This is a genomic window from Methanococcoides sp. NM1, assembly GCF_900774285.1.
Lineage (GTDB): Archaea > Halobacteriota > Methanosarcinia > Methanosarcinales > Methanosarcinaceae > Methanococcoides > Methanococcoides vulcani.
In genome coordinates, this window is the sequence record NZ_CAAGTW010000002.1 from 168,319 (window position 1) to 191,035 (window position 22,717).

At 42.9% G+C, this 22,717-nt stretch carries 19 protein-coding genes and 2 tRNA genes; 15 read left to right on the top strand and 6 right to left on the bottom strand.

The window, feature by feature from the left end:
• Positions 1–101 precede the first annotated feature (101 nt).
• The gene (locus E7X56_RS02810; protein ID WP_135604656.1) at positions 102–842 is read left to right on the top strand and encodes a Nif3-like dinuclear metal center hexameric protein; all 741 of its coding nucleotides are present in this window, start codon (positions 102–104) and stop codon (positions 840–842) included.
• Positions 843–1,085: a hypothetical protein gene (locus E7X56_RS02815; protein WP_135604658.1), complete on the top strand. Its 243-nt coding sequence runs from the start codon at positions 843–845 to the stop codon at positions 1,083–1,085. It begins immediately after the preceding gene.
• Between the two features lie 174 nt (positions 1,086–1,259).
• Here E7X56_RS02815 and E7X56_RS02820 read toward each other — a convergent pair whose 3' ends face one another.
• Positions 1,260–1,796, bottom strand: coding sequence for a tRNA (cytidine(56)-2'-O)-methyltransferase (locus E7X56_RS02820; protein WP_135604660.1), 537 nt, complete (start codon positions 1,794–1,796; stop codon positions 1,260–1,262).
• Between the two features lie 5 nt (positions 1,797–1,801).
• The gene (locus tag E7X56_RS02825) at positions 1,802–3,322 is read right to left on the bottom strand and encodes an AMP phosphorylase (protein WP_135604662.1); all 1,521 of its coding nucleotides are present in this window, start codon (positions 3,320–3,322) and stop codon (positions 1,802–1,804) included.
• Positions 3,323–3,555: 233 nt separating this feature from the next.
• Here E7X56_RS02825 and E7X56_RS02830 point away from each other — a divergent pair, with 233 nt between their 5' ends.
• Genes E7X56_RS02830 through E7X56_RS02840 form a run of 3 tightly spaced genes read left to right on the top strand, consistent with a single transcriptional unit; the run spans position 3,556 to position 7,685 of the window.
• Complete coding sequence (locus tag E7X56_RS02830; protein ID WP_244603373.1) at positions 3,556–5,508, top strand: type II/IV secretion system ATPase subunit; 1,953 nt, start codon at positions 3,556–3,558, stop codon at positions 5,506–5,508.
• Complete coding sequence (locus tag E7X56_RS02835; RefSeq protein WP_135604666.1) at positions 5,501–6,424, top strand: type II secretion system F family protein; 924 nt, start codon at positions 5,501–5,503, stop codon at positions 6,422–6,424. Before E7X56_RS02830 ends, E7X56_RS02835 begins: the two co-directional genes overlap by 8 nt.
• Before the next feature lie 4 nt (positions 6,425–6,428).
• Positions 6,429–7,685, top strand: coding sequence for a type II secretion system F family protein (locus E7X56_RS02840; RefSeq protein WP_244603374.1), 1,257 nt, complete (start codon positions 6,429–6,431; stop codon positions 7,683–7,685).
• Between the two features lie 71 nt (positions 7,686–7,756).
• Here the strand turns inward: E7X56_RS02840 and E7X56_RS02845 are convergent, their stop codons facing one another.
• The 3 genes from E7X56_RS02845 to E7X56_RS02855 form a co-directional block, all read right to left on the bottom strand.
• A complete protein-coding gene (locus tag E7X56_RS02845; RefSeq protein WP_135604668.1) occupies positions 7,757–8,329 on the bottom strand; it encodes a FumA C-terminus/TtdB family hydratase beta subunit in 573 nt (190 codons plus the stop codon).
• Positions 8,329–9,168, bottom strand: a complete 840-nt coding sequence (locus E7X56_RS02850; RefSeq protein WP_135604670.1) for a fumarate hydratase — start codon at positions 9,166–9,168, stop codon at positions 8,329–8,331. The genes E7X56_RS02845 and E7X56_RS02850 overlap by 1 nt, the downstream gene beginning before the upstream one ends.
• A 16-nt stretch (positions 9,169–9,184) precedes the next feature.
• Positions 9,185–9,270: transfer RNA gene (locus E7X56_RS02855), tRNA-Leu, on the bottom strand.
• Between the two features lie 157 nt (positions 9,271–9,427).
• Between E7X56_RS02855 and E7X56_RS02860 the strand changes: the two genes are divergently transcribed.
• The 7 genes from E7X56_RS02860 (at position 9,428) to E7X56_RS02890 (ending at position 15,463) form a co-directional block, all read left to right on the top strand.
• Positions 9,428–9,886, top strand: coding sequence for an ester cyclase (locus E7X56_RS02860; protein WP_244603375.1), 459 nt, complete (start codon positions 9,428–9,430; stop codon positions 9,884–9,886).
• 111 nt (positions 9,887–9,997) lie between these two features.
• Entirely contained in the window at positions 9,998–11,743 is a 1,746-nt protein-coding gene (locus E7X56_RS02865) for a site-2 protease family protein (protein WP_135604672.1), read from the top strand.
• 87 nt (positions 11,744–11,830) lie between these two features.
• A complete protein-coding gene (locus E7X56_RS02870; RefSeq protein ID WP_135604674.1) occupies positions 11,831–12,835 on the top strand; it encodes a TrkA family potassium uptake protein in 1,005 nt (334 codons plus the stop codon).
• A gap of 10 nt (positions 12,836–12,845) precedes the next feature.
• Positions 12,846–13,535, top strand: a complete 690-nt coding sequence (locus E7X56_RS02875; protein WP_135604676.1) for a TrkA family potassium uptake protein — start codon at positions 12,846–12,848, stop codon at positions 13,533–13,535.
• Between the two features lie 22 nt (positions 13,536–13,557).
• The gene (locus tag E7X56_RS02880; protein ID WP_135604678.1) at positions 13,558–14,334 is read left to right on the top strand and encodes a sulfite exporter TauE/SafE family protein; all 777 of its coding nucleotides are present in this window, start codon (positions 13,558–13,560) and stop codon (positions 14,332–14,334) included.
• 91 nt (positions 14,335–14,425) lie between these two features.
• Positions 14,426–14,520 (top strand) — tRNA-Arg (locus E7X56_RS02885).
• An 85-nt stretch (positions 14,521–14,605) separates the two neighbouring features.
• Positions 14,606–15,463: a hypothetical protein gene (locus E7X56_RS02890; protein ID WP_167879426.1), complete on the top strand. Its 858-nt coding sequence runs from the start codon at positions 14,606–14,608 to the stop codon at positions 15,461–15,463.
• Positions 15,464–15,511: 48 nt separating this feature from the next.
• Here the strand turns inward: E7X56_RS02890 and pheT are convergent, their stop codons facing one another.
• Entirely contained in the window at positions 15,512–17,158 is a 1,647-nt protein-coding gene (gene pheT / locus E7X56_RS02895; RefSeq protein WP_135604682.1) for a phenylalanine--tRNA ligase subunit beta, read from the bottom strand.
• 219 nt (positions 17,159–17,377) lie between these two features.
• On the opposite strand from pheT, the gene E7X56_RS02900 reads away from it, so the two are divergent.
• The 3 genes from E7X56_RS02900 to rnhB are packed head-to-tail and all read left to right on the top strand — an operon-like array spanning position 17,378 to position 22,576.
• A complete protein-coding gene (locus E7X56_RS02900; protein WP_135604684.1) occupies positions 17,378–19,618 on the top strand; it encodes a type II/IV secretion system ATPase subunit in 2,241 nt (746 codons plus the stop codon).
• A gap of 19 nt (positions 19,619–19,637) precedes the next feature.
• Positions 19,638–21,884 (top strand): type II secretion system F family protein, encoded by a 2,247-nt coding sequence (locus E7X56_RS02905; RefSeq protein ID WP_244603376.1) that lies wholly within the window; start codon positions 19,638–19,640, stop codon positions 21,882–21,884.
• Between the two features lie 47 nt (positions 21,885–21,931).
• Entirely contained in the window at positions 21,932–22,576 is a 645-nt protein-coding gene (rnhB, locus tag E7X56_RS02910; RefSeq protein WP_135604686.1) for a ribonuclease HII, read from the top strand.
• Positions 22,577–22,717: the final 141 nt, after the last annotated feature.

A 22,717-nucleotide genomic window follows, 5' to 3' on the forward strand; every position in this document is an offset into this window, starting at 1 on the left:
TCCTCGTTATGTATGAATGAACATAACGGTTATAAATTTATCGATTGAATATCAGACCTTTTTCCGATAAATTGATATTTCCAAAAAATTATTGCTATAGCATGGAACTATCACGCATAGTAGAAATGCTAGAAGAGATCGCATCTCCTGAACTTGCAGAGGATTTCGATGTTGGCAGGATCGGCCTTACGCTTGATCTGGATAATGATGTCACCAGGATCGCGGTTGCACTTGACCCTACGGAGTATGTGCTAAAACGTGCAGCCCAGATCGGTGCGGACCTGCTTATCACTCATCACACGCTGATATTCCATTCTGTGAACCTGATCTCAAAAGAGCTTGCAGGTCTTTTAAAGATCGCTCTTGATAATGGTATTTCTCTTTATTCTATGCATACGAACTATGATCGGGCTGAGGGTGGTGTTAATGATGTGCTTGCCCAACGTCTTGGCCTTGTTGATGTGAAGGATGCAGGCATGGGTCGGATCGGCAGGATTGATGAGTGCTCTGCTGATGTTTTCGTGAACCATGTTTCAAAGAGCCTTAACACTCATCTCCAATATGTAGGTGAGAAGGATTCCATAACAAATGTAATGGTATTTGGTGGCAGTGGCTTTAAGGACGATTTCCTTGACATCGCAAGGGAGCACAATGTCGATGCTTATGTTTCTGCCGAACTTAAACATGATGTCCTGCGTAATTATGATGACATCCTGCTTGTGGATGCCACTCATTATGCTACAGAGAACCCTGCAATGGAAGCACTTTGTGAGCGTCTGAAGAACATGCTCAACATTGATGTGGAATTTATTGACAACGACCCATTTATCAGAGTGGTATGAATGAGCACAAAAGATGAAGTCGTAGCAGTAGCAGCAGGAAAAGGAACCGAAACAGAAAAAGAAGATGATGCAGAAGAACTGACGGACGAAGAACTGGATGAACTGATGATGGAGCAGTCTAAAGCTCCCGGGTGCAAAAAGCACAGGGGCTATGGGAAGTTTGACAAACCACCTGTTAATCGGGGAGTAGCAATAAGTTCTGATGCTGACAAAGGACAGAGTAAAAAAGAAGAGCCGGAATAATAAGAATAAGAATAAGAATAAGAATAAGAATAAGAATTCATTTATTCAAAATAGGACTACTCGCAGAATAAGATAACATGGATCATATGAGCAAAAAGCAGATCGTGGGTAAATGTAGGATATTTTCCATAATATGATCCACCGTTTGTTCCTGACCTGCCTTTATTTTTTGTCTTATTCTTTCGTCTTATTATCAATTACCCGTTTACCGCATTCCATGGGTACGATAGTCAGTTCTGCATCCCCGAACTCCTGTCTTAGGGGTTCATTCTGTGCGATCCTGTCCATGGTCAGGGCAACTGCAGCAACTTCTGAGTGTGGCTGGTTACCTACCGCAACATTCCAGTCTGCCATATCATATATTTCAGAAGGAACTTTTTCAGCACCTACAACGATCATGAGCTTCTCACAGCCTTTGATATCCTCGGTCGCATCAGGCAGGTTTATTCCGTACATGGAAAGGTGGCAGACCTTGCCGCCTTCTTCTTTCCATTTTTCGATCTCGCTTTTCCAGTTGACATCGTTCTCAACGTAAAAGCTCCCTCCCCAGCGGTCTGCAACATCTTCAATGGCATTCTTAATACCTTTGTCATTGGACGCCAGGAGCATTCCTTCTGCACCAAGTGCCCGGGCTGTGAGTCCGACATGGGTGGTTATTCTCTTATCTCTCTCCGGACGATGACCCAGACGGAGTATTACTACTCTTGGCATTGGTCTCATATCTCCTTAAAGCTCTGGATGCGTTCCAGAAGCATTCCCTCTGCGATGAATGGTGGTTTTGCATTAGCATTCTGGAATGCAGTGGTAAGCTTTGCTTCTTTCTCAGCATAGATTGTGAACAATTTATCTCCTTCTTTGATTGGTTCACCTTGCTTTTTGTAAAGCAGCAATCCTGCTCCTTTATCATTTGGGGCACCTGCGATCCTTGCGATCTGAACAAGCCTTTTGTTGTCAAGTTCCAGGATATATCCATTGGTAGGGGCAAGAATATCTCTGGTAAACTCACCCACTGCAATATCCTTGTGGGTTACATTTGGGTTTCCGCCCTGTATCTCGATGATCTCTTTGAACTTTTCAAGGGCTTTTCCATTCTTCAGGGTCTCGATAGCGAGATCATATCCCTGGTTCTTAGTTGCCACCCCTCCCATTTCGAGAAGCATTCCTGCCAGTGCTGCACTCTTTTCTATCAGACTGTTAGGGCCGTCGAAATTCTCAAGGACTTTTAATGCTTCAATGACCTCGAGTGCGGGGCCAATTGTGCGTCCAACAGGTGATGCGCCGTAGGTCAAGGCACAGTCAACGTCCATCCCAAGTCTGTCTCCCAGATTAATGAGATCCCTTGCAAGTTTTCTTCCTTCCTGGACATTTGGTATCTTTGTACCGGGACCGGTTGGTATGTCCATAACTACGTGGTCTGCACCAATTGCACCTTTTTTGGCCATAATGGAGGCCAGCATCTGGCAATGTGGATCAATGGAAAGCGGATACTCGACCTTAATGAGCTTGTCATCAGCAGGTGCGATGTTCGTGGCACCTCCCCATACCAGGACGCCGCCAACTTTTTCGGTCATCCTCTTTATCTCATCAGCATCGAATTCTACTGGTGCAAGGATCTCCATCAGGTCCGCAGTTCCGCCTGCTCCGGTTATTGCTCTTGAGCTGGTTTTTGGTATGACAAGCCCGTTGGCTGCAACGATGGGTACTATGAGAAGTGATATCTTGTTTCCCGGTACTCCTCCTATGGAATGTTTATCCATGATTGGGTGCGTGTCGAACTCCAGCCTATCTCCTGTACTGATCATAGCCCTTGTTAACCATTCAGTTTCATCGTCGGTCATATCATTAATGTAGGTTGAAGTCAGGAATGCTGCAAGTTCAATCTCACTAAGGTTTTCCTCAACGATATCCCTGACAAGTATTTCGATCTCTTCTTTGCTGAGCTTTTTACCATCCATGACCTTTTTGATGATGTATGTTGATCTTGGTCTTTCTGCAGGGAATACCTCTATGCTCTCAGTCCACTCCTTCTGCATTGCTTCCTTGACCTCATGGTAAAGACCGATCATTCCCGGTGATATCATGTCCTCGGTAAAATCTACAATGGCTGTAAGCGTCTCATGATTCTTTATTCGAACGCGATCCCCTTCATTGACACCAAGCTCTTTTGCATCGATGGTGTTCAGGATAACTTTATATTTGCCAACTTTGATATCAATAGGTTGTACTTTTAGTTGCATATTTTTCACCTTAAACTCTGTACTACTTTTGTTTTTGTGGATAAATAGATTTACATTGGCTCACCCAGTATGGGTATGTTCGATCTTTTATTCTTTTGAATTAACCAATAATGATTTATAGCGCACAATATAATAATGATAATGATGAGTTAGGGGGATAATCTGCGGTAACTATATAAGCCGTAGATGCGTACTCTTTTTAGCAACAATTAAGGGCTGGCATGGGGGCCTTGATGGTTCTTATTGTTGTTATGATCAGGAATGGCGATTACCAAAGGCGTGGTATAATGGTTGAAAATTTGAATCCTCAAAGTGCCGAGAAGGAAGACGAGATAGAGTCTGTGGAAGATGGCATCGTTGATATAGTGGACATAGTTGAAGATGATTCTCTTTCAGGGGAGCTTTACACAGAAGAACTTGATGATAATATCGAGGACATGGAAAGCATTTCCACTGATGATGAAGATGGAAGTGAGGATCAAAACAAACTACCAGAGGAAATTGAATCCTTGTGGGAAAAGACGATAAAAGAGATCGCAGAAGAAGAGGAAGAAGTTGAGGAGTTTGAAGAGACTCCGATGTTCATTTTCAAGAAAGAACCTTTCTATCATCGAGTGATTAATGCTTTTAAGACAAAGGACTTCGAGGTAGAGGAATATGATGTGGGCATCCATGGTCCGCTTGTAGATATTTCTCTGGATGAAGAGTCCGGTTTTGAAGAGGTCGAGTTCTTTGAAATAAATCCCCCTTATTCTTATGTGAGAGTCTCCTATAATTCTGAACTTCACGAGTATCAATATCAGGTGCTTGAACCAGAGTTTACAGATGAAGAAGATAAATTGTTCAGGATGATCAAGGAGCGTATAGCTGAGGTTCTTCATGCACACTTGAAAAGCATGTCAAGAGAAGTTGCAGAAGAATATCTGCGTACTAACGTCAATTCTTTCCTTGTTGATTATAGGATCAGGCTCACCACCCTTACACGCGAGAAGATCATGTACTACATCATCCGTGACTATCTCGGATATGGTGAGATCGATGCCATGATGCGTGATGGACTAATAGAAGATATATCGTGTGATGGTCCTAATACGCCGATCTACATATACCATAAGAAGTATGAGTCCATTCCTTCAAACGTGCTGTTTGATTCGGATGATCATCTGGACCCACTTTCTATCAGGCTTGCACAAATATGTGGTAAACATATTTCCATAGCAAATCCGTTGCTTGATGCAACATTGCCTGATGGTTCACGTATACAATTAACACTCGGAAGGGAGATCACTACCAGAGGTAGTACTTTTACTATACGTCGATTCAATGAGGATCCAATAACACCTTCAGATCTTATTGGTTATCATACATTCTCTACAGCAATGCTGGCATACATGTGGCTTGCTGTGGATTCAAGCAAGAGTGTCGTCTTCTCCGGAGGTACTGCTTCAGGAAAGACCTCTGCAATGAATGCAATTTCAACATTTATCCAGCCGGAAATGAAGATCGTTTCTATTGAGGATACAAGGGAATTGAACCTTGCTCACCCCAACTGGATCCCTGGTGTTACACGTGAAGCCTTTGGTGGTGAATCAAAGGGTTCCATTGAAATGTACGAGCTGTTGAGGGCATCACTGAGACAGCGTCCGGAATATATTCTGGTGGGTGAAGTAAGAGGTGCTGAAGCCTATGTTCTGTTCCAGGCAATGTCAACAGGACACACAACGTTCTCTACCATGCATGCCGACTCTGTGCAGTCAATCGTACACAGGCTTGAGAACCCTCCGATCAATATCCCGAGGATCATGATACAGGCACTTGATATTGTATCTTTACAGGTTCAGGTAAAAGTCGATGGTGAAAGGGTCAGGCGGTGTAAAACTCTTACAGAGATCGTTGGTGTTGATCCAAGGACTGGTGAGTTGCTGACAAATGAAGTATTCTCATGGAATGCTGCAAAGGACCTTTTCCAGTACTCAGGTCGTTCCTATGTTCTCGAGAGTGTTATGGATGCAAGAGGCTGGACCGAGGCCAGGGTAAGGGAGGAGTTACAACAGCGTCAGGATGTCATGGAGTGGGCACGCTTGAAGAAGGTCACTCATGTCAGGGACTTCTCTAAGATCGTGGTTGCGTATAAACGTGAACCGGAAACACTATTGAAAGTTATAAGGCAGGATCTGAATGGATAATTCATATTTTAGTATTGCATTTGCAATATTTGGGAAGCACTATGTGAACAAACGTTCAAAGTATTTCTCACTTAGGAAAAACCTTTTGAGAAGCAGGATCAACATAGGTTATGACAGATACCTTTCAGGTGTCCTCTTAATGGCACTTCTAAGTACATTGCTGTTGTTTATCCTATTTAATACCCTCCTCTACGTTGTTCCAATTCCTGATATTTCTGGAATTGCACTTGGTTTCCCTGCATGGACCGCAAAATATGCTTCCTATAAGCTCCTTGCGATCCGCGTATTTGGGGGTATTGCATTTGCAGGACTTTGCTTTAGCAGTATCTATTATTTCGCCATGTTCTATCCGGCTATTGTGGCATCTGAACGAAAGCGAAAGATAGAACAAATGCTTCCCTATGGTATTAATTATATGTCTGCTATGTCCGGAGCAGGGGTTCTTCCGGTAGATCTGTTCCGTTCCCTTGCATCCAATGAAATTTATGGTGAAGTTGCTGTGGAAGCAAGATATCTTGTGCGTGACCTTGAAGTATTGGGGTATAACCTTGTGAGTGCAATGAAGAACCTTGCAGCTTCTACTCCTTCCCCAATGATGCAGGAATTCCTGCAGGGTTCAATTACCGTTGTAACATCCGGTGGTGATCTGGAGCCTTACTTTAAGATCAAGGCCGATCAATATCTCATCGACAACAGGCAAAGACAAAAGGAATTCCTTGAGACGCTTGGTATTATGGGTGAAACATATGTTACTGCATTTGTCGCAGGTCCTCTTTTCCTGATAGTCGTAATATCGATAGTAGCATTGATGGGTGGAGCAGACTTTATGTTCCTTTATCTGATGGTATATGGTATAATCCCAGTTGGAACCCTTATGTTCATAGTTCTTGTCAGTGCAATAACGCCGGAGGACTGAGATAATGAAGGATGTAGAGAATACTGGATCTGATGATATTACCGAAACCGGTGAGATTGCTGAAACCGGTGAGATTGCCGAAGCTGGCGAGATTGCCGAAGCTGGCGAGATTGCCGAAGCTGGCGAGATTGCCGAAGCTGGCGAGATTGCCGAAGCTGGCGAGATTGCTGAAACCGGTGAGATTGCCGAAACCGGTGAGATTGCCGAAACCGGTGAGATTGCCGAAATTGGTGAGATCGAAGGGGCCGGACATATGGCTGAGACCACTGAGGTGGGTCCAAACGGTGAAACCATTGTTATTCATGAGGCTGAGATCCCGGAAATGGATGAGAAGGAACTCCGTAAGATCGAACAATATATCATTAATTTAAAGCTTGGAGATTCAAGAAAGAACGTTCGTATAAAGGAATTCCTTAAGGACCCGAAAGATGCATTTTATAGATATCCTTACTATGCTATGTTATTCAGCGGACCTGCTGCTCTTTTGTTCATGATAACAGGATTCTCGTTCACCTGGGGAACGCCAATTATCGATCATGTTATCTTATTTTCGGTGTGGATATTTATCATCCCGCCAGCAATAACCTATTACAGGAAGCATAAATTTGTCAACAAGGTCGAAGAGTACCTGCCGAATTTCCTGCGTGATATTGCAGAAATGAGTAGGGCAGGGCTTACTCTCCCTGCAGCATTAGGCACTGTTGCAAAGGGTGAATATGGTGAAATGACGGATGAGATCAAGAAAATGGATGCATCTGTCTCCTGGGGTATTTCCTTTGAAGAAACCATGGAATACTTCGCAAAAAGAATGAACACTCCTCTCATATCACGTGCAGTGGCCCTGATTACTCAGGCAAGCCGTGCTGGTGGACGTGTGTCATTTGTACTTGAAGCTGCTGCGAGGGATGCAAGCGAGATAAAGACACTTGAGAGGGAACGTCGTGGTAATATGGCTGTTTACGTAGTGATAAGCTACATAGCCTTCTTCGTGTTCATCTTTGTGATATTGATGCTGACAACTCGCTTTGTTCCTACGATGTATGAAGCAAGTCAGGCTGTGGCAGGTGCTTCCGCAGGAGGTTCCTTTATTGGAGGTTTTGATCCTGATGCTTTCATACGTACCCTTTTCCACGCATGCATACTGCAGGGATTCATGAGTGGTCTGGTTGCAGGACAATTGGGAGAGAACCGGCTTTCCGGAGGTCTGAAGCACTCGTTCATACTGACCTTTATTGCCTGGGTATTCTTCCTGATCCTGTGATGAAAAGATGCTTGTGGCTAAACAAATAAACAAAAAAGTAAGCATATAATTAAATAATAAATAAGGAGAGTTCAATTCTTTGAAAAGGACTCTCTTGCTTTTTCTTTTATAGATGTGAACAGGTCATTTCCCTTTGTGTCAATACCGACAATGAGAGGGCCGAACTTAACGACTTCAAGTTCCCATACGGCTTCAGGCATTCCAAGGTCCAGCCAGTGAACCTGAGGGACATTCTTTATAGAACCTGCTGCAAGTGCTGCACATCCACCGGTGTATGCGAGGTAGATACATTTCCCTTTCAGGCTTTCAGCCACGTTGTTCATACCACCTTTTCCGACAAGGGCACGAACGTTGAAATGCTTCAGAAGGTTCGGTGTCATCTTTGACATCCTGTCGCTTGTAGTAGGTCCGGCTGCAACGACAGTCCATTTTCCTTCTATCTGCTGCATCAGGGGTCCGCAGTGGTAAATAGCTGCACCTTCCAGTTCAAAAGGTAGCTCAAGGCCTTCCTCATACATTTCAAGTATTCTTGCATGTGCTTCATCACGGGCTGTCAGGACAGTCCCTGTGAGATAGACAATGTCACCGGCATCGAGTTGTTTGACGTCTTCCTTCTTAAGAGGTGTATTTAGATGGTATTCCATTATTCCTCACCTCCAAGTATAACTGAAGCATGCCGGTTTGCCCAGCACTGGATATTAATAGCTACAGGCAGGGATGCTGTGTGACAGTGAGATGTGTTAAGATGTACTGCAAGAGCAGTGGTATCGCCGCCAAGACCCATTGGTCCGATTCCCAGTGAATTGATCCTGGCAAGGATGGTCTTCTCTTCATCGTTCATGTCATTTACAGTTCGTAAAAGTGAGGATTTCGCAAGCCTTGCAGCTTTGTCGAAAGACCCTCCGATTCCCACACCTACAATAACAGGCGGACATGGTCGGCCTCCGGCATTGAGTACGGTTTCAACAATGAAGTCATCAATGCTCTTAAGCTCGGTGGGATTCATCATTTTCAGAACGCTCATGTTCTCGGAACCTGCACCTTTTGGAGCTACTGTTATTTTCAGCTGTTTTCCTTCTACAAAGTCATATTTGATATCAGGAAGTCCTTCGCCCGTATTGTCATTGCTGTTGCTTCGGCTAAGCGGATCAACAGCATTTGGTCGCAATGGAACCTGTTGGGTTGCTATCCTGGTAGCTTCAAGTATCGCTCCCTTAAGGTCAAAATCAATATGCAGGTCCCTGCCTATATCTACATAAAATATAAGTATGCCTGTATCCTGGCAGAGTGGAATGCTGTTGTTCCCTGCAATCTCAATGTTCTTAAGGATCGCTTCAATCTGCGATCTTGCAACGTCGCTTGATTCATTTTCTTTTGCTGTTTCAAGAGCCTTTATCACATCATCAGGAAGAAGCGTCTCAGCTTCCTTTATTGTGTTAACGGTGGCTTTAACTACAGCATCATAAGTTATCTTGCCAGTCAAAAAAGATCACCTTAAATGGTGCGGGAGAAGGGATTCGAACCCCCGAACGTCTACACGAGTAGATCTTGAGTCTACCACCGTTGGCCACTTGGTTACTCCCGCATTTGAGAAATACGTTACCAGAAATAGCAGTATTTGTTATATACTTATCTATCGTTCACTCGTATGTGCCTTTTTAGTTTGAACAGAAATGCTATATTTGCGATAAATCTGCTTTTCTTTGAAGTATATTTATTAAAGAGTAAGTAATTGTAATCTAATGATGACGACAGATATACCTGAAAATGGTGCATCCTTTGATCCGCGCAGGATCGAAGAAAAGAACAAAGAAATGGTTCTGGGCATTTCAGATCGTGGTTGGCATCCAAAACAATTGACGGATAAGTGCAGCCCTGATTATCAGATGCATTTTGGCGGTGAGACTCTGGATCTTGAATCTCTCATGGATTTTATGGAATCCATCCACAAGGCGCTTCCTGACCTTCATTTTGTTATTGATGATGTTATTGCTGAAGGTGACAAAGTTGTGACCAGGTGGACTGCCAGTGGTACACATCTGGCTGATTTCCAGGGTGTTTCTCCCACACACAAGCCGGTGACCTTTACCGGGATCACGATCACACGTATAGAGGATGGCCTGATTGCTGAGGACTGGGAAGAGGTAGATCAATTGAACTTTGCCCAGCAGTTCGGTGCTTTTTCATCTGATATGCTTTGACAGGGTCCGAATAATACTCAGGTGTTAATGGCATATCTTTTATACAAACAGGTACCAGATTAGTTGAAAATGCATGGTCTTATTCCAGACATATAATCCCGGAGAATTCATTTGATAGAAACCAGAATTTTAATTGCCCTGTTCCTTTTGTACTGGATCATAGTATCGATCCTTGGCAAAAAGGGCATACTTGAGCGATATAACATCTCTGCCTATGGTCCTATACTTATGATCAGGACCCTCAGGGGCCAAAAACTGTTGGACTTCCTTGCAAGACCCAAAAGTATGTGGAAGTTATTTGCAAATGTGGGCATAGTCCTGATGTTCATTGGCATGTTCGCCATGTTCCTCATTATAGTTGTATCAGATGTTGCCATGCTATCGTCCATTGGGAATAATGCGCTCCCTGAACCTGGTAAGTTCAATGAGGCAAGGAACATTTTCCTAATACCTGGTGTAAATGAGTTCATACCTCTTTCCTGGGGTATTATTGCTCTGCTGGTAACACTTGTAGTACATGAGTTCTCACATGCGATCCTTTGTAAGGTAGAAGGTATCAGGGTCAAGTCCATGGGTATCCTGCTTGCTGTAGTTCCGATCGGAGGTTTTGCCGAACCGGATGAGGAGGAGCTTTTCGGGATAAAGAAGGAAGATGGTAAAGATCTGGACGCAAGTTCCACTGATGGTCCAATCGAAAGGAAGATCCTGGGCATAGAAAAAGAACCAGATACTAGCAAAGTGGCCACAAGGGAACAAAGGGCACGGATACTGGCAGCAGGTGTCATGTCAAATTTCGTGGTTGCAGCAATTGCGTTCATACTGTTGTTCGGTCCTGTACTTGGAGCGATAGCACCTCTTGGTGATGCCATGATAGTTAATGTTACACCTGATTCTCCAGCAGATATTGCAGGACTTCAGGATAATATGGTGATCACGCAGATCGATGATACACCTGTTGAAAATGCGAATGATATTTTACTTTACATGAATAGCGTTGAATCCGGTACTGTGGTGGAGGTGCATGCTGCCAAAGACCGGGTGGTCTCGGTCTATGATGTTCAGGCTGGAGAAGACGATACTGAAGATCTCAAAGGCATCTATGTAAATAACATAGTACCGGATTCACCTGCTGAAGCTGCAGGAATTGAAAAAGGTATGCTGCTCATCAACATTGATGGCACTCAAATAAATTCATCCGACGATTTTGTGCTCTTCATGAATTCGACAAAAGGGGGTCAGACGATCCTCGTGGAAGCTGTGATGGCAGATAGTCTTGAAGAGAATGCATCCTCTGCTTTCTTTGAAATAGAACTGGCTTCAGATACGCGTAGTGTTTCTGAAAAAGGTTTCCTTGGTGTTTATTATGGTTCTAATGGACTCAAAATAGCTCCTCTTTGGATCACTGTGGGTGAGTTCCCGGCAAAGGCCTATCTTGAAGCCTTGCGCTCAATACCTTCATTGATGACCGGTTTTGTTGGCTGGATCATCCTTCTGGGACTTCCGATCGTTGGATTTACAGGTGAAGGATTCCCTGGATTTAGTGGCACACTTGCTCAGTTCTACCATCCTGTAGGATGGGGTGAACCTCTGGGTATCGGTGTGTTCTGGATCGCCAATACTTTGCTCTGGGTCGGCTGGCTTAACTTCTATGTTGGTCTGTTCAACTGTCTCCCGGCAGTACCACTTGATGGGGGTCATGTATTCAAGGACTATCTCAGGTCCTTTGTTGGCAGGCTTGTATCGGACGAGAGAAGGGCAACAGAGATATCAGCAGCCATAGCAGCAACTTTCACATTTGTGATCCTTGTATCCTTCCTGTTCATGATATTCGGGCCATATATTGTACATGGATTCTGATGGCTACAAAAGTTTGAAAGATATCCATGAATACATTATGAAAGCACTATGGATAATGCATAACGTAAGAATTGAAGAGGTCGCGAGATGAGATATCCAAAATTCATGAGTTCGTCCATTGCAGCTTATATTGCAATTTCCATTGGCGTCGTCCTGCTTTACATAGTAATTTTCATGAATCTGATGAGATATGAGGGACAGCATGAATACGCCAATCTGGCAAATGCGATCTATTGGGTTATGGCTTCTGTAACTACAGTTGGTTATGGTGACATTGTCTTCCAGTCGATGATCGGGAAGATATTTTCCATTATAGTCATGATTTCAGGCATTCCATTGTTCTTTGGAATATTGATCACACTGGTCATCACTCCCTGGTTCGAGAAAACGATGAAGCTTCCTCTTTCTGTCAAGGTCCCGAAAAGGTATTCAGATCACATCATTGTCTGTGGCTATAATGCACTTGTGGAGACCCTGGTGGAAGAGTTCAAGGAGCAAAATACAAGTTTTGTGATTGTATCAGAAGATGAGGATGCTCTTCGTATGTTATCCAGGAAGGACATTCCCTGCATGTATGGCGATCCAAGCGATGAGATCACACTTGAGAATGCTAACATTAATTCTGCCCGCTTTCTCATTGCTAACCAGTCCGATAATGAAAATGCTAACATTGTTCTTACCGCGCGAAAAGTTAGTGATGTCAGGATAATTGCTGTGGCAGAAGATGCTTCCAAGATAAAATACCTGAAATATGCTGGTGCTGACCGTGTCATATCCCCCAAACTGGTACTGGGCAGGTTCTTTGCAAAGAAGGCTGTTGATCCCTTCCTTGGCGTGCTCTTTGGGACCACTGAGTTCTTTGATGGATGTAGCATAGTCGAGTTTCCTGTATACTCTAAAAGTGCATTGATCGGAATAACCCTGTCACAGGCGCAAATTCATGAAAGGACAGGAGCTACGATCATAGGCTTGAGGAAAGGGGGGCAGCTTACTTTTAACATTCATCCCGGTGATGTGATAAAGGATAATACTGTCATTCTTGCAGTAGGTAGCAGGGAACAGCTTCAGAGATTAGGTAAGTTTACCGATTAAAAGGGGCAATATGATGATAAAAAATGAACATTTGATCGTACTTGGCTATGGCGACGTTGGCAAACGTATAGTTGAAGTATTTATTGAGAACGATGTTCATTTCACCGTGGTCGATAAAAATGAAGCTGCATTTTCAAATGTAGATTTTGACCATGTTTCTGGGGATGGGACCGATGAAGCTGTTCTCATGCAGGCGGGTGTTGAAAAAGCATCTACTGTGATCATTACGTTGAATACTGATACTGAAGTCATCTTTGCAACTCTTATGGCACGTGGTCTCAAGCCTGATTGCATTATTTTCTCACGTGCAAATTCGGTGAATTCCATTGACAAGCTATACAAGGCCGGAGCAGATTACGTAGCTTCACTTTCCATCGTATCAGGTCAGCTGCTTGCCAAGATCACATCCAAATGCACCCGTCCGGAATGCTATCAGCTTTATGAAGAGATCGTACTCTATGAAGGTATAGAGATCGAAAAGTTCCAGCTCAAGGAAGGTTCCAGTATGGTCAATAATAGCATAGGGGAACTTGACTTTGTCAATAAATTTGACTGCAAGATCATAGGTGTTGAAAGAAACGGCTCAGTGACTGTCTCTCTTCCTTCTTCCTTCGTGCTGAAGGTCGGTGATACGATCGCTGTGGTGGGAAGCAGGGAGCAGGTCGAGAAGTTCAGGAATATCTTTATTAAACAGGATTGATCTTTTCGGTGGATATACATTTATGGAACCACTTTTTTATATTGCAATTGTTTTCTGTCTTTCCATCCTTTTCTCGTTCCTGGGAATGGGTGGTGCGATCATATATGTTCCTTTGCTGTACTGGCTTGGAATGGACCTTTTGACAGCGATCGCCATTGCATTGTTGTTAAATGTGGTGACCACTTTTTCAGCATCTCTTACATATATTAAAAAAAGGATGGTGGATTTTCATACAGCTGCACCATTTATAGTATCCTCTGCAATAGCTGCACCATTTGGGGCTTTTATCTCACAATCTGTTCCTGATACTACAACATTAAGCACATTCAGTCTGGTAGTTGCATTGGCAGGTACCATTGTTATATTTTCAAAGAGGATCGGAAATACGGAAAGTGAAGTGAAGGCCAGCCGGAAAGCACGCTTCATTATCGGTATCATTTTGGGCTTGTTCATCGGAACAGTTGCAGGAATGCTGGGCATTGGTGGCGGTACATTCCTGGTTCCTGTCTTGCTGCTTCTGGGATTTGGAATAAAGAGTGCACCTGCAACATCCGCATTAGTTGTTTTCTTCTCATCCCTTTCCGGTTTTCTCTCCCATATCGGTAGTTTACAAATAGATCCTCAACTGCTTGTTGCTATGGCATTAACAGCATTAGTAGGTGGTCAGATCGGCTCACGTCTGATGTATCTGAGATACGATAAGCTTCGCATCTTCTTTGAACAGTATTTTAGCAAAATGCTGGGTTTAGTGCTACTGTTAATATCCGTGATGGTACAGTGGTCTCTTATAGGGAAATAAGATCACAAAATTATACTCAATGATCTCATTTTCATGATAGAAAGGTTTAATACAAAACATCACAATGATACAACGCAATTCTAAACTGTAAGGGCCCGTAGGGTAGCCAGGACATCCTCATGGGCTTCGAAGTGGATTATTCCGCGAAGAGACCCATTGACCCGCGTTCGAATCGCGGCGGGCCCGTATTTTATCAACTTTATTTTTTAGCACTACTCAAGATGTAGGTTCTTATCAAAAACTTATAATGTTTTGAGACCCATTATCATTTATGAGTATTGGACTAAAAGAAGAGATCAGTAAATTCCATTTTTTGAATGTAAACTGGAAGGATCTGGACATTTTTCTTTTATTTCTTTTTATACCATCTCTTTTGATGATGTTTTTTTTCCTTCCGGATTATATGAAGTTCGATCATTTCATTCTCTTTCCATTGGAACCAAAGATCGAAACACTTTTTTTGTCCAACTATATCCATTCCTCATATTCTCACTTGATGGAGAACCTGGTCTTTTATGTGGTTATCATGTTTCTGATCATTAATTTTGAAACTGATAGAAAATTTTTCATTATATCATTCTTGTTATTTTCTTTTGTCCTTCCATTTATTGTTTCATTTTCAATGGTATATTTTATAGGCCTTCCATTTCCTGTTCAGGGATATTCAGGAATCGTAAGTGCACTGGTAGCTTACCTGATGTTTGCTTTTTATAGATATTGCAAAAAGTATTATTGTCCTAAAATAGGGCACGAGTTCGTTTATTTTTTAATATTTTTGAACCTGTTCCTGGTGCTTTTTAATTTGAAGGCTTCTATTTTCATGTATCTGGCAGTTTCTATGCTTTTACTGGTAACTGCCTACATTAATAGACCTTTCTTTGATTGTGTTTCTCTGAAGCTTCACTCAGTTTGCGGAGCAGGTATGATCAAAAAATCACCGATACCTATCATATTCTATGTCTTTATTATCTATGCTTTTCTTGTCTATTTCTTAGTAGGTCTTCCATTGTTGATCCCTGAAAATATCATAGATGGGGTATATATTGTGAACATTCTGGGGCATTATACGGGCTATGTATTTGGACTAGTGTCCACTCTTATGCTTGAAAAGGTCAATAAGATATTTTAAAAAAGAATTTCCCGGATATTCCCGGGAAAATTGAATGAATATTTAATATCATTCCTTATGGAAACTTTCGATTGATTCTGTCAGGTCGATCTCAAAACCAACGACTGGTTGCCCGAGACCAAAGTTGACGATAACTCCTGGGTAGAGTTCTCCCATTGCTCCGACCTTTTTGCCACCTACAATGATATCAGCACGCCTGCCTTCGATAAATGCAGAATCAGTTGATTCGGTTACCTCGTATGGAATATCCCTTTCTCTCATCATGGCGTCCAGGACTTCCCTGATCTCAGTGAAGTTTGCCTGTGCATGAATTGAAGCAGCTGAAAGATGGAGCCTGTTCTTTGCATTCACAACAACTTCTCCGACTTCAAAGATACGTTGTGGGAGCTCGTGGTGCTGGTTTAAGGAGAATATTTCCATGAGGTTTGGCAATATAGTGGTACGGACCATTGTCTGGTCCTCGCTTATTGGGTGAAGTAAGACAGTAACATCCTCTGTCTCTTCACGGCACATCCATTCAAAATGCACTTTCTGGCTGGTGAGCGTAAAAGGCATGACCTCGGAATATCCAAGGCTTACCATTATCTCTCGCATTGCTCCCCTTGTCAGGGATATAGGATGTGCGCTTCCAATGGTGGCATTCTTTGGGAATTTGCTCTGGATCTTGTCAAAGCCATATCCGATCGCAATATCCTCAATAACGTCGAAATTGTGCAATATGTCTGCCCTGTAGGACGGGACCATTATGTCGAAGTTCTCTCCGTCATCTGAAAGGCTGGCACCGAATCCCATTCTTTCCAGCTCGTTGATGATCTCCTCGTTGGAAAGTTCCACACCTATTAGTGAATCGATCTCTGATCTTGGAAGTTTGAGGTCGCGGGCTGTCATATCAGGGGTGACCTTTTCAGTTCCATCAGGATAGATGATCTTCACTGATTTGACCTTGCCACCTCTCTCTGCAAGTGATGTCACTACGATGTTAAGCGCAGTGTAGACCGCATCTCCAAGTCCGGTCACATCAATGAACAGGTCTGTCGTGCTTTCTTCCACTCTTGTAAGTGTTCCATTGATAATTGGCGGGAATGAAAGGACATTTTCCTTTGAATCAGTTATCAAAGGGTATTTTTCCATTCCTTCAAGGATGTCGGCAAAGCGTACGCCTTTTGGATGTTCCTCAAGGATCTCATCCATTGTCATTGGTTCTGTAAAGTCAAGAGGTACGAATTTGTAATCCGGGTCAACTGCCTGATATTTGAATGGCGGAGTGATATTTGCCATGTCATGGACACCGATGGAAACTTTCTTCCTGTTCCTTCCAAGCCCCCAGTGGAGGGATTCCTGAAGGTCCATCAGGGATTTGATAGAGCTGGATGTGAAGTTTATTCCCCTTACAACTGCGCAGCCTAGTACCGGGCGTACGTTCCCGATATGGTCATCAAGTTCTATCGTAATATCCGATGGTGTCACATCATAATGACAAAGCCCGGTTTCGATGTTCATAAATCCGCGCATGGCCCTTGCTACTCCTTCCACACTGTAAAGATCAGGGCGGTCAGGGAAGAACTCAATATCTATGGACTCTTTTTCGATACGTTCGATGTCTGCACCTATCATTGGTACACGGTCAATGATCGTATCCTTGTCTGAACGTGTGAGTGATTCCAGATCCTCATATTGTAAGGTAATTATTGGCATGTGGGATATCTCCGTGGTCATATTATATGACCATTAGCAATTTGAACCGATAATAGAACGAACATGTATAGCTTTTGATTTAATATTTTTCATCAATTTTCTTTGTAATGTACTCATTTAAATGCAATAACTTTAATAATGTATAATGATTATTATCATCATAATAATAGATCACACCATCTGTGGCTATCATATGCACAGACCCCTTGCGGTGTAACAATGGCAAAAGAAGCAGAAGAAAATCTGAATAACGACAGGGTGGATGGCATTGAAGATGCTGATCAGAAGTCTGTCGTTGGAAACGACCCTGATGCGGCTAATGAAGGAGAGGAACTTAGCGATGGCCTATCCGAATTTCACAACAGTAATGAAATTGATGAAGAAGACCTTGAAGCAGTTATTCTAACACCAAGGAGCAGATCTAGTAAAAGTTTTGGTTATCCTCCTGAAAGGAACAGTTTTGATAATGATGCTGATGAGGATCTTAATATCCTTCTACCAAGATCTGAGAATTTTTCCCGTCCGGAACTCGAATCCGGTTCCTCTATACAGGATTGGGAACCAATAGGTGGTTATTCCAATGGTTTTGAACCGGTTTCCATCGATCCGGAAGGACCCGACTTATCTTTACACGAAGAGCGTACCATCACAGAAACGTTCCCAAAGACGCATATTGAGCTTACAGATGAGGGTAATACTGATAACAAAGATATCAGTGATATCCATATTGTCGATGAACTGGGAACTAGAAAAGAGATCGCTGACTCGGAGGAAGCCAACAAGGGCTTCGAGGATGTTGTCGAAGAGAACGTTGTTGAAGATAGTGTTTCCGAAGATGTCCTTCAGGAAGAACAGGTTTCTAAGGATGATGAAGGAATTCCAGCTGAAAAGATAGGCATTATCGACAAAATAAAGAATCTCTTCAGAGGGGAGAATGAGGAGGTCGAACCTTATGACCCGGAAGTCCATGGGGTCCTTTCTGAATTCACAGGGGTTGAGGACTATGAAGAAATTGATCGTTACTGGACCTCGGAACCGTATGTTTTTATTGTCATTCTTTACAATGAGGATCGAAATGATCACATTTATTATGTGGTCGAGCCTTCACTCTCTGACTTTGAGCAGGTCTTCCTGACAGAGATACAGGATCGTCTTCATAATGAGCTTCTGGTAGAAGATATTGATGAAAATGAGGATAAGGAAGAAGTGCTTGAAAAAGAGATCCGTGACATCATCAAAGACTATGCTATCGAAATAACTCCTGCAATGCTCGAGAAGGTATTTTATTACATTATGCGTGATTTCATCAGATTCGGTAAGATCGATCCCCTGATGAATGATAGTTCAATAGAGGATATTTCCGGTAATGGTCACAGTAAGCCGATCTTCCTTTATCATCGTGTTTACCAGAACATTGCTACTAACATCAGTTTTGAGGAAAATGAACTTAATTCTTTCATTATCCAGCTTGCACAGAAGAGCGGCAAGCACATCTCAGTAGCAGATCCTATGGTCGATGCCACTATGCCAGATGGTTCAAGGGTACAGATGACACTGGGTGTCAGTGTTACAACCCATGGTAGTACATTTACGATCAGGAAGTTCAGTGAGGATCCTATCACTCCGATAGATCTTCTGAAGTGGGGAACATTCTCTTCGGAATGTATGGCATATCTTTGGCTATGCATTGAGAACAACAAGAGCCTGATCTATGCCGGTGGTACTGCATCCGGTAAGACTTCTTCCCTGAATGCCGTATCCCTGTTTATTCCTGAAAAGGCTAAGATCATCAGTCTTGAAGATACAAGGGAATTGAAATTGCCTCATCCTAATTGGATCCCAGGTGTAACTAGAGATTCCTTCACAGCAGACGATCGCGGTTCTGTAGATATGTATGATCTTCTAAAGGCTGCATTACGTCAGCGTCCAGAATATCTCCTTGTCGGAGAAGTTCGTGGTAAAGAGGCTCTGACACTATTCCAGGCAATGTCCACAGGTCATACAACTTTCTCGACAATGCATGCAGATTCTGTTCCATCCGCTATCCACAGGCTTGAGAACCCACCTATCAGTGTACCGCGTAACATGATACAGGCACTGGACATTATGTGCATTCAGGCCCAGACCTATTCCATGGGCAAGCGTGTCAGAAGGAATCTGAAAGTGGTGGAGATCATTGACATCGATCCAAATACACGAAACATCAGGACCAATGATGTGTTCGTGTGGGATTCTTCAACCGATGTCTTCAATAGAGCAGGCGATTCAAAAGCTTTGATGGATATCCGCATGAGGAGGGGCTGGGGTACAATGGATGTCAACAGGGAATTGGCAAACAGGCAGCGTATATTGGAATATATGGTCAATAATAATATTGAGGACTTTAAGCAGATCTCTGGTATTATTAATGCCTATCAATCCACACCGGAAAAAGTCTTGAAGGAACTTGATCTGCTATAACGTTCTTTGGAGTGATAAGGTGACAGAAGACGGATTTCAGGAAAAAGTTCATGAAAGCGAAATACAGGAAATAGTTCCTGATATTGCTGATCCTGTCGAAGAACAAAAGAGTCTTCAGGATATCGAACCTTCAATTGAAACGGAGGTCAGCAGCCCCTCCTCACTTTCTTTCGGGACTAAAAAGGATTCATTCCTGAGCGGTATCAAACGAAAGCTATCCGGGGGACCCAAAAAGGATAATGGCACTTTTGACAGGTTTTATGATTACTTCGCTATCTTTAAAAAGATTCCTTTTGCATTGCTTGGTGATCGGATACAGGCAAGGAAAGAAAAATATGCAAATCTCCAGGTGCAACTTTACCAGGCACGTGTGCCTCTTTCATATGAGATGTATGTCTCAAATACGATTTTCTATTCCGTGCTTTGCTGTGTAATTGGCCTTATTCTGGGTCTTATCCTTTCATATATTGTTGTGAATTTGGTCGGACTTCCTGATACTATAACAAATCTGGAGTTCAGCACATCTACTTCCTGGATACTTCAATTTAAATCGTTGTTCATTGGTCTTTTTATAACCGTTCTTTTTGCTGCAATGCTTGGAGGTGTTACCTATGGATTGTTTATGCTTTACCCGGGTTTCAAGGCAGGTGAACGCAAAGGAAATATCGACAGGCATCTGCCTTATGCCGTAACTTTCATGTATGCCCTTTGTAAGGGTGGCATGAACATTATTGAAGTATTCAGGCTGTTAGCCCGTTCAGAGGATACCTACGGTGAGGTTTCGAAAGAGATAGATGCCATCCTGCGTGAGATGGACTATTTCGGACACGACCTGAGAACCGCAATCTCGAACATTAGCGACATAACTCCTTCAGAAAGGTTTCAGGACCTGATGCAGAACCTGCTGACCAGCATTGACAGTGGTGGAAGCATTCCACGTTATTTCCAGGATAAGTCTGAACAGTATATGCAAAAAGCAGTTATAGACCAGAAAGGATTTTTGGAGACCCTAGCATTGCTGTCAGAATCCTATGTTACTGCATTCGTTGCCGGCCCCCTCTTTATCATCATACTAGGTGTTATGATGGCTGTGATGGGTTCAGGATCAGATGTCATGGTATATGCCATTATCTATGCCGTACTTCCGATCGGCTCACTGATGTTTGTTGTGATGATCAGCATTATTACTCCAAGCGAGAGCGGAGAACCTGATATCCTGCCTACCAGAATAGTGCTTGATCATGGTATTCCACAGATCCCATCATATCTTGAACCGGTATATAACGAAGCAGGTGAACTGATAGATGAGACTGAAGAAAAGGTCCGGGAGAGAGCATTGTATGAGGATCTTGCAAAGTCTAAAAGATCATTATCATTGAGGGGTTTCTTGCAGAATCCGATCAAACCACTGATGAATAAACCTCTTTATACCCTTGCTGTTACATTACCACTTGCATTTCTGGTTATTTTTATCCCCTTCTGGTTGAATAAAGGAGATCTTCAGACAACATCACAGGTGGTTGCTTTTATTGATGATTATATTGTACTTGGTCTTTTCCTTGTAATAGTTCCTCTTGCTATTTTCCATGAGGTTAAATCCCATAGGAAGAAAAGCCTTGAGAAACAGTTCCCTGATTTCTTAAAAAAACTTGCAAGCACTAATGAGACCGGAATGACTCTTCGTGATTCCATAAAACTTATGAAAGCTTCCAGTAAAGGAAACCTTGGTAAAGAGATCCACAAGATCTGGAAGGACACCTTCTGGGGAATGAATGTCAATGATTCCCTCATCAGGTTTGCCAACAGGCATCGAACTCATGTTATAGCACGTTCGATGACCCTTATTACAAGAGCCAATGAATCAAGTGGTGATGTGGGTGAAGTGCTTCTGGTAGCAGCACGTGATGCAGCATCAGAACAGTCCATGAAACATGAGCGCTCAATGAACATGATGATCTACATAGTCATTATTTATATTGCTTTCTTCGTGTTCGTTGGAGTCATCTATGTTATCTCTACGACCTTCCTGACCGAGATGGCAAATGCCGGTGAAAAGATGGCTGAAGCAGGAACACAGGGCGGCGGATTCCTTGGGAATTTTGACCTTGAAGCATACACCCGTTTGTTCCTGCATGCTTCTCTTCTTCAGGGATTAAGCTCCGGGCTCATGGCAGGAGCAATGGGTGAAGGCAATGTGCTTTCAGGACTGAAACACTCAATAGTCATGATCACTGTCGGTTATCTTATATTCACCCTGTTCGTATGAGTAGTTGTTCTGTTTAAGCAGGACAATTACAATGATGGGAGATTTCAATGAAGATCGTGGGAATTGATGAAGCTGGAAAAGGCCCTGTAATAGGTCCGATGTGCATTGGTGGTGTGAGAATTGATAAGAGTAAAAGCAATGCTCTTAAGAATCTTGGGGTTGCCGATTCCAAGAAACTTTCACCAAAAAAGAGAGTGCATCTCGCGTCCCAGATCAAGAAGTATGCAGATGATTATTTTGTTTTTGAAGTATCCCCTGACCAGATAGATGAGCTTCGCAAACTGATGACCATGAACGAGATCATGGTCCTTGGCTTTGGGAATGTGATCGAGAATCTTCCGGGTGATGAGATCTATGTTGATGCGGCGGATGTAAAAGAGGAACGATTTGGCAAACGTCTTCTTGAAGGTTATTTGAAGAATCACCCTGATGGCGTAGCTCCCACTATCGTTTCAAAACATGGAGCCGATGATCTTTTCCCGGTGGTATCTGCAGCATCTATTGTAGCGAAGGTCAGGCGCGATGAACTTATTGAAGAGCTTAAAAAAGATATCGGTGTGGATTTTGGAAGTGGATATCCCTCTGATCCAAAGACCAAACAGTTCCTGAAGGATTGGTATGATGAGCACGGTTCCCTGCCGGATATCGTCAGGCATTCCTGGAAGACCGCACAGAATATCGTTGAAAAATAAGGCTGATCGGATAAATAAAGAATAGACCAAATGCTGTCAGCTCTATAGATGTCACATTAATAGAATAGCTAGGCCAGAGTATAATAGACTATACTAAAGTCGAATGGAATGAGAGAGGCTAGAGTAAAATCTAATGGAATG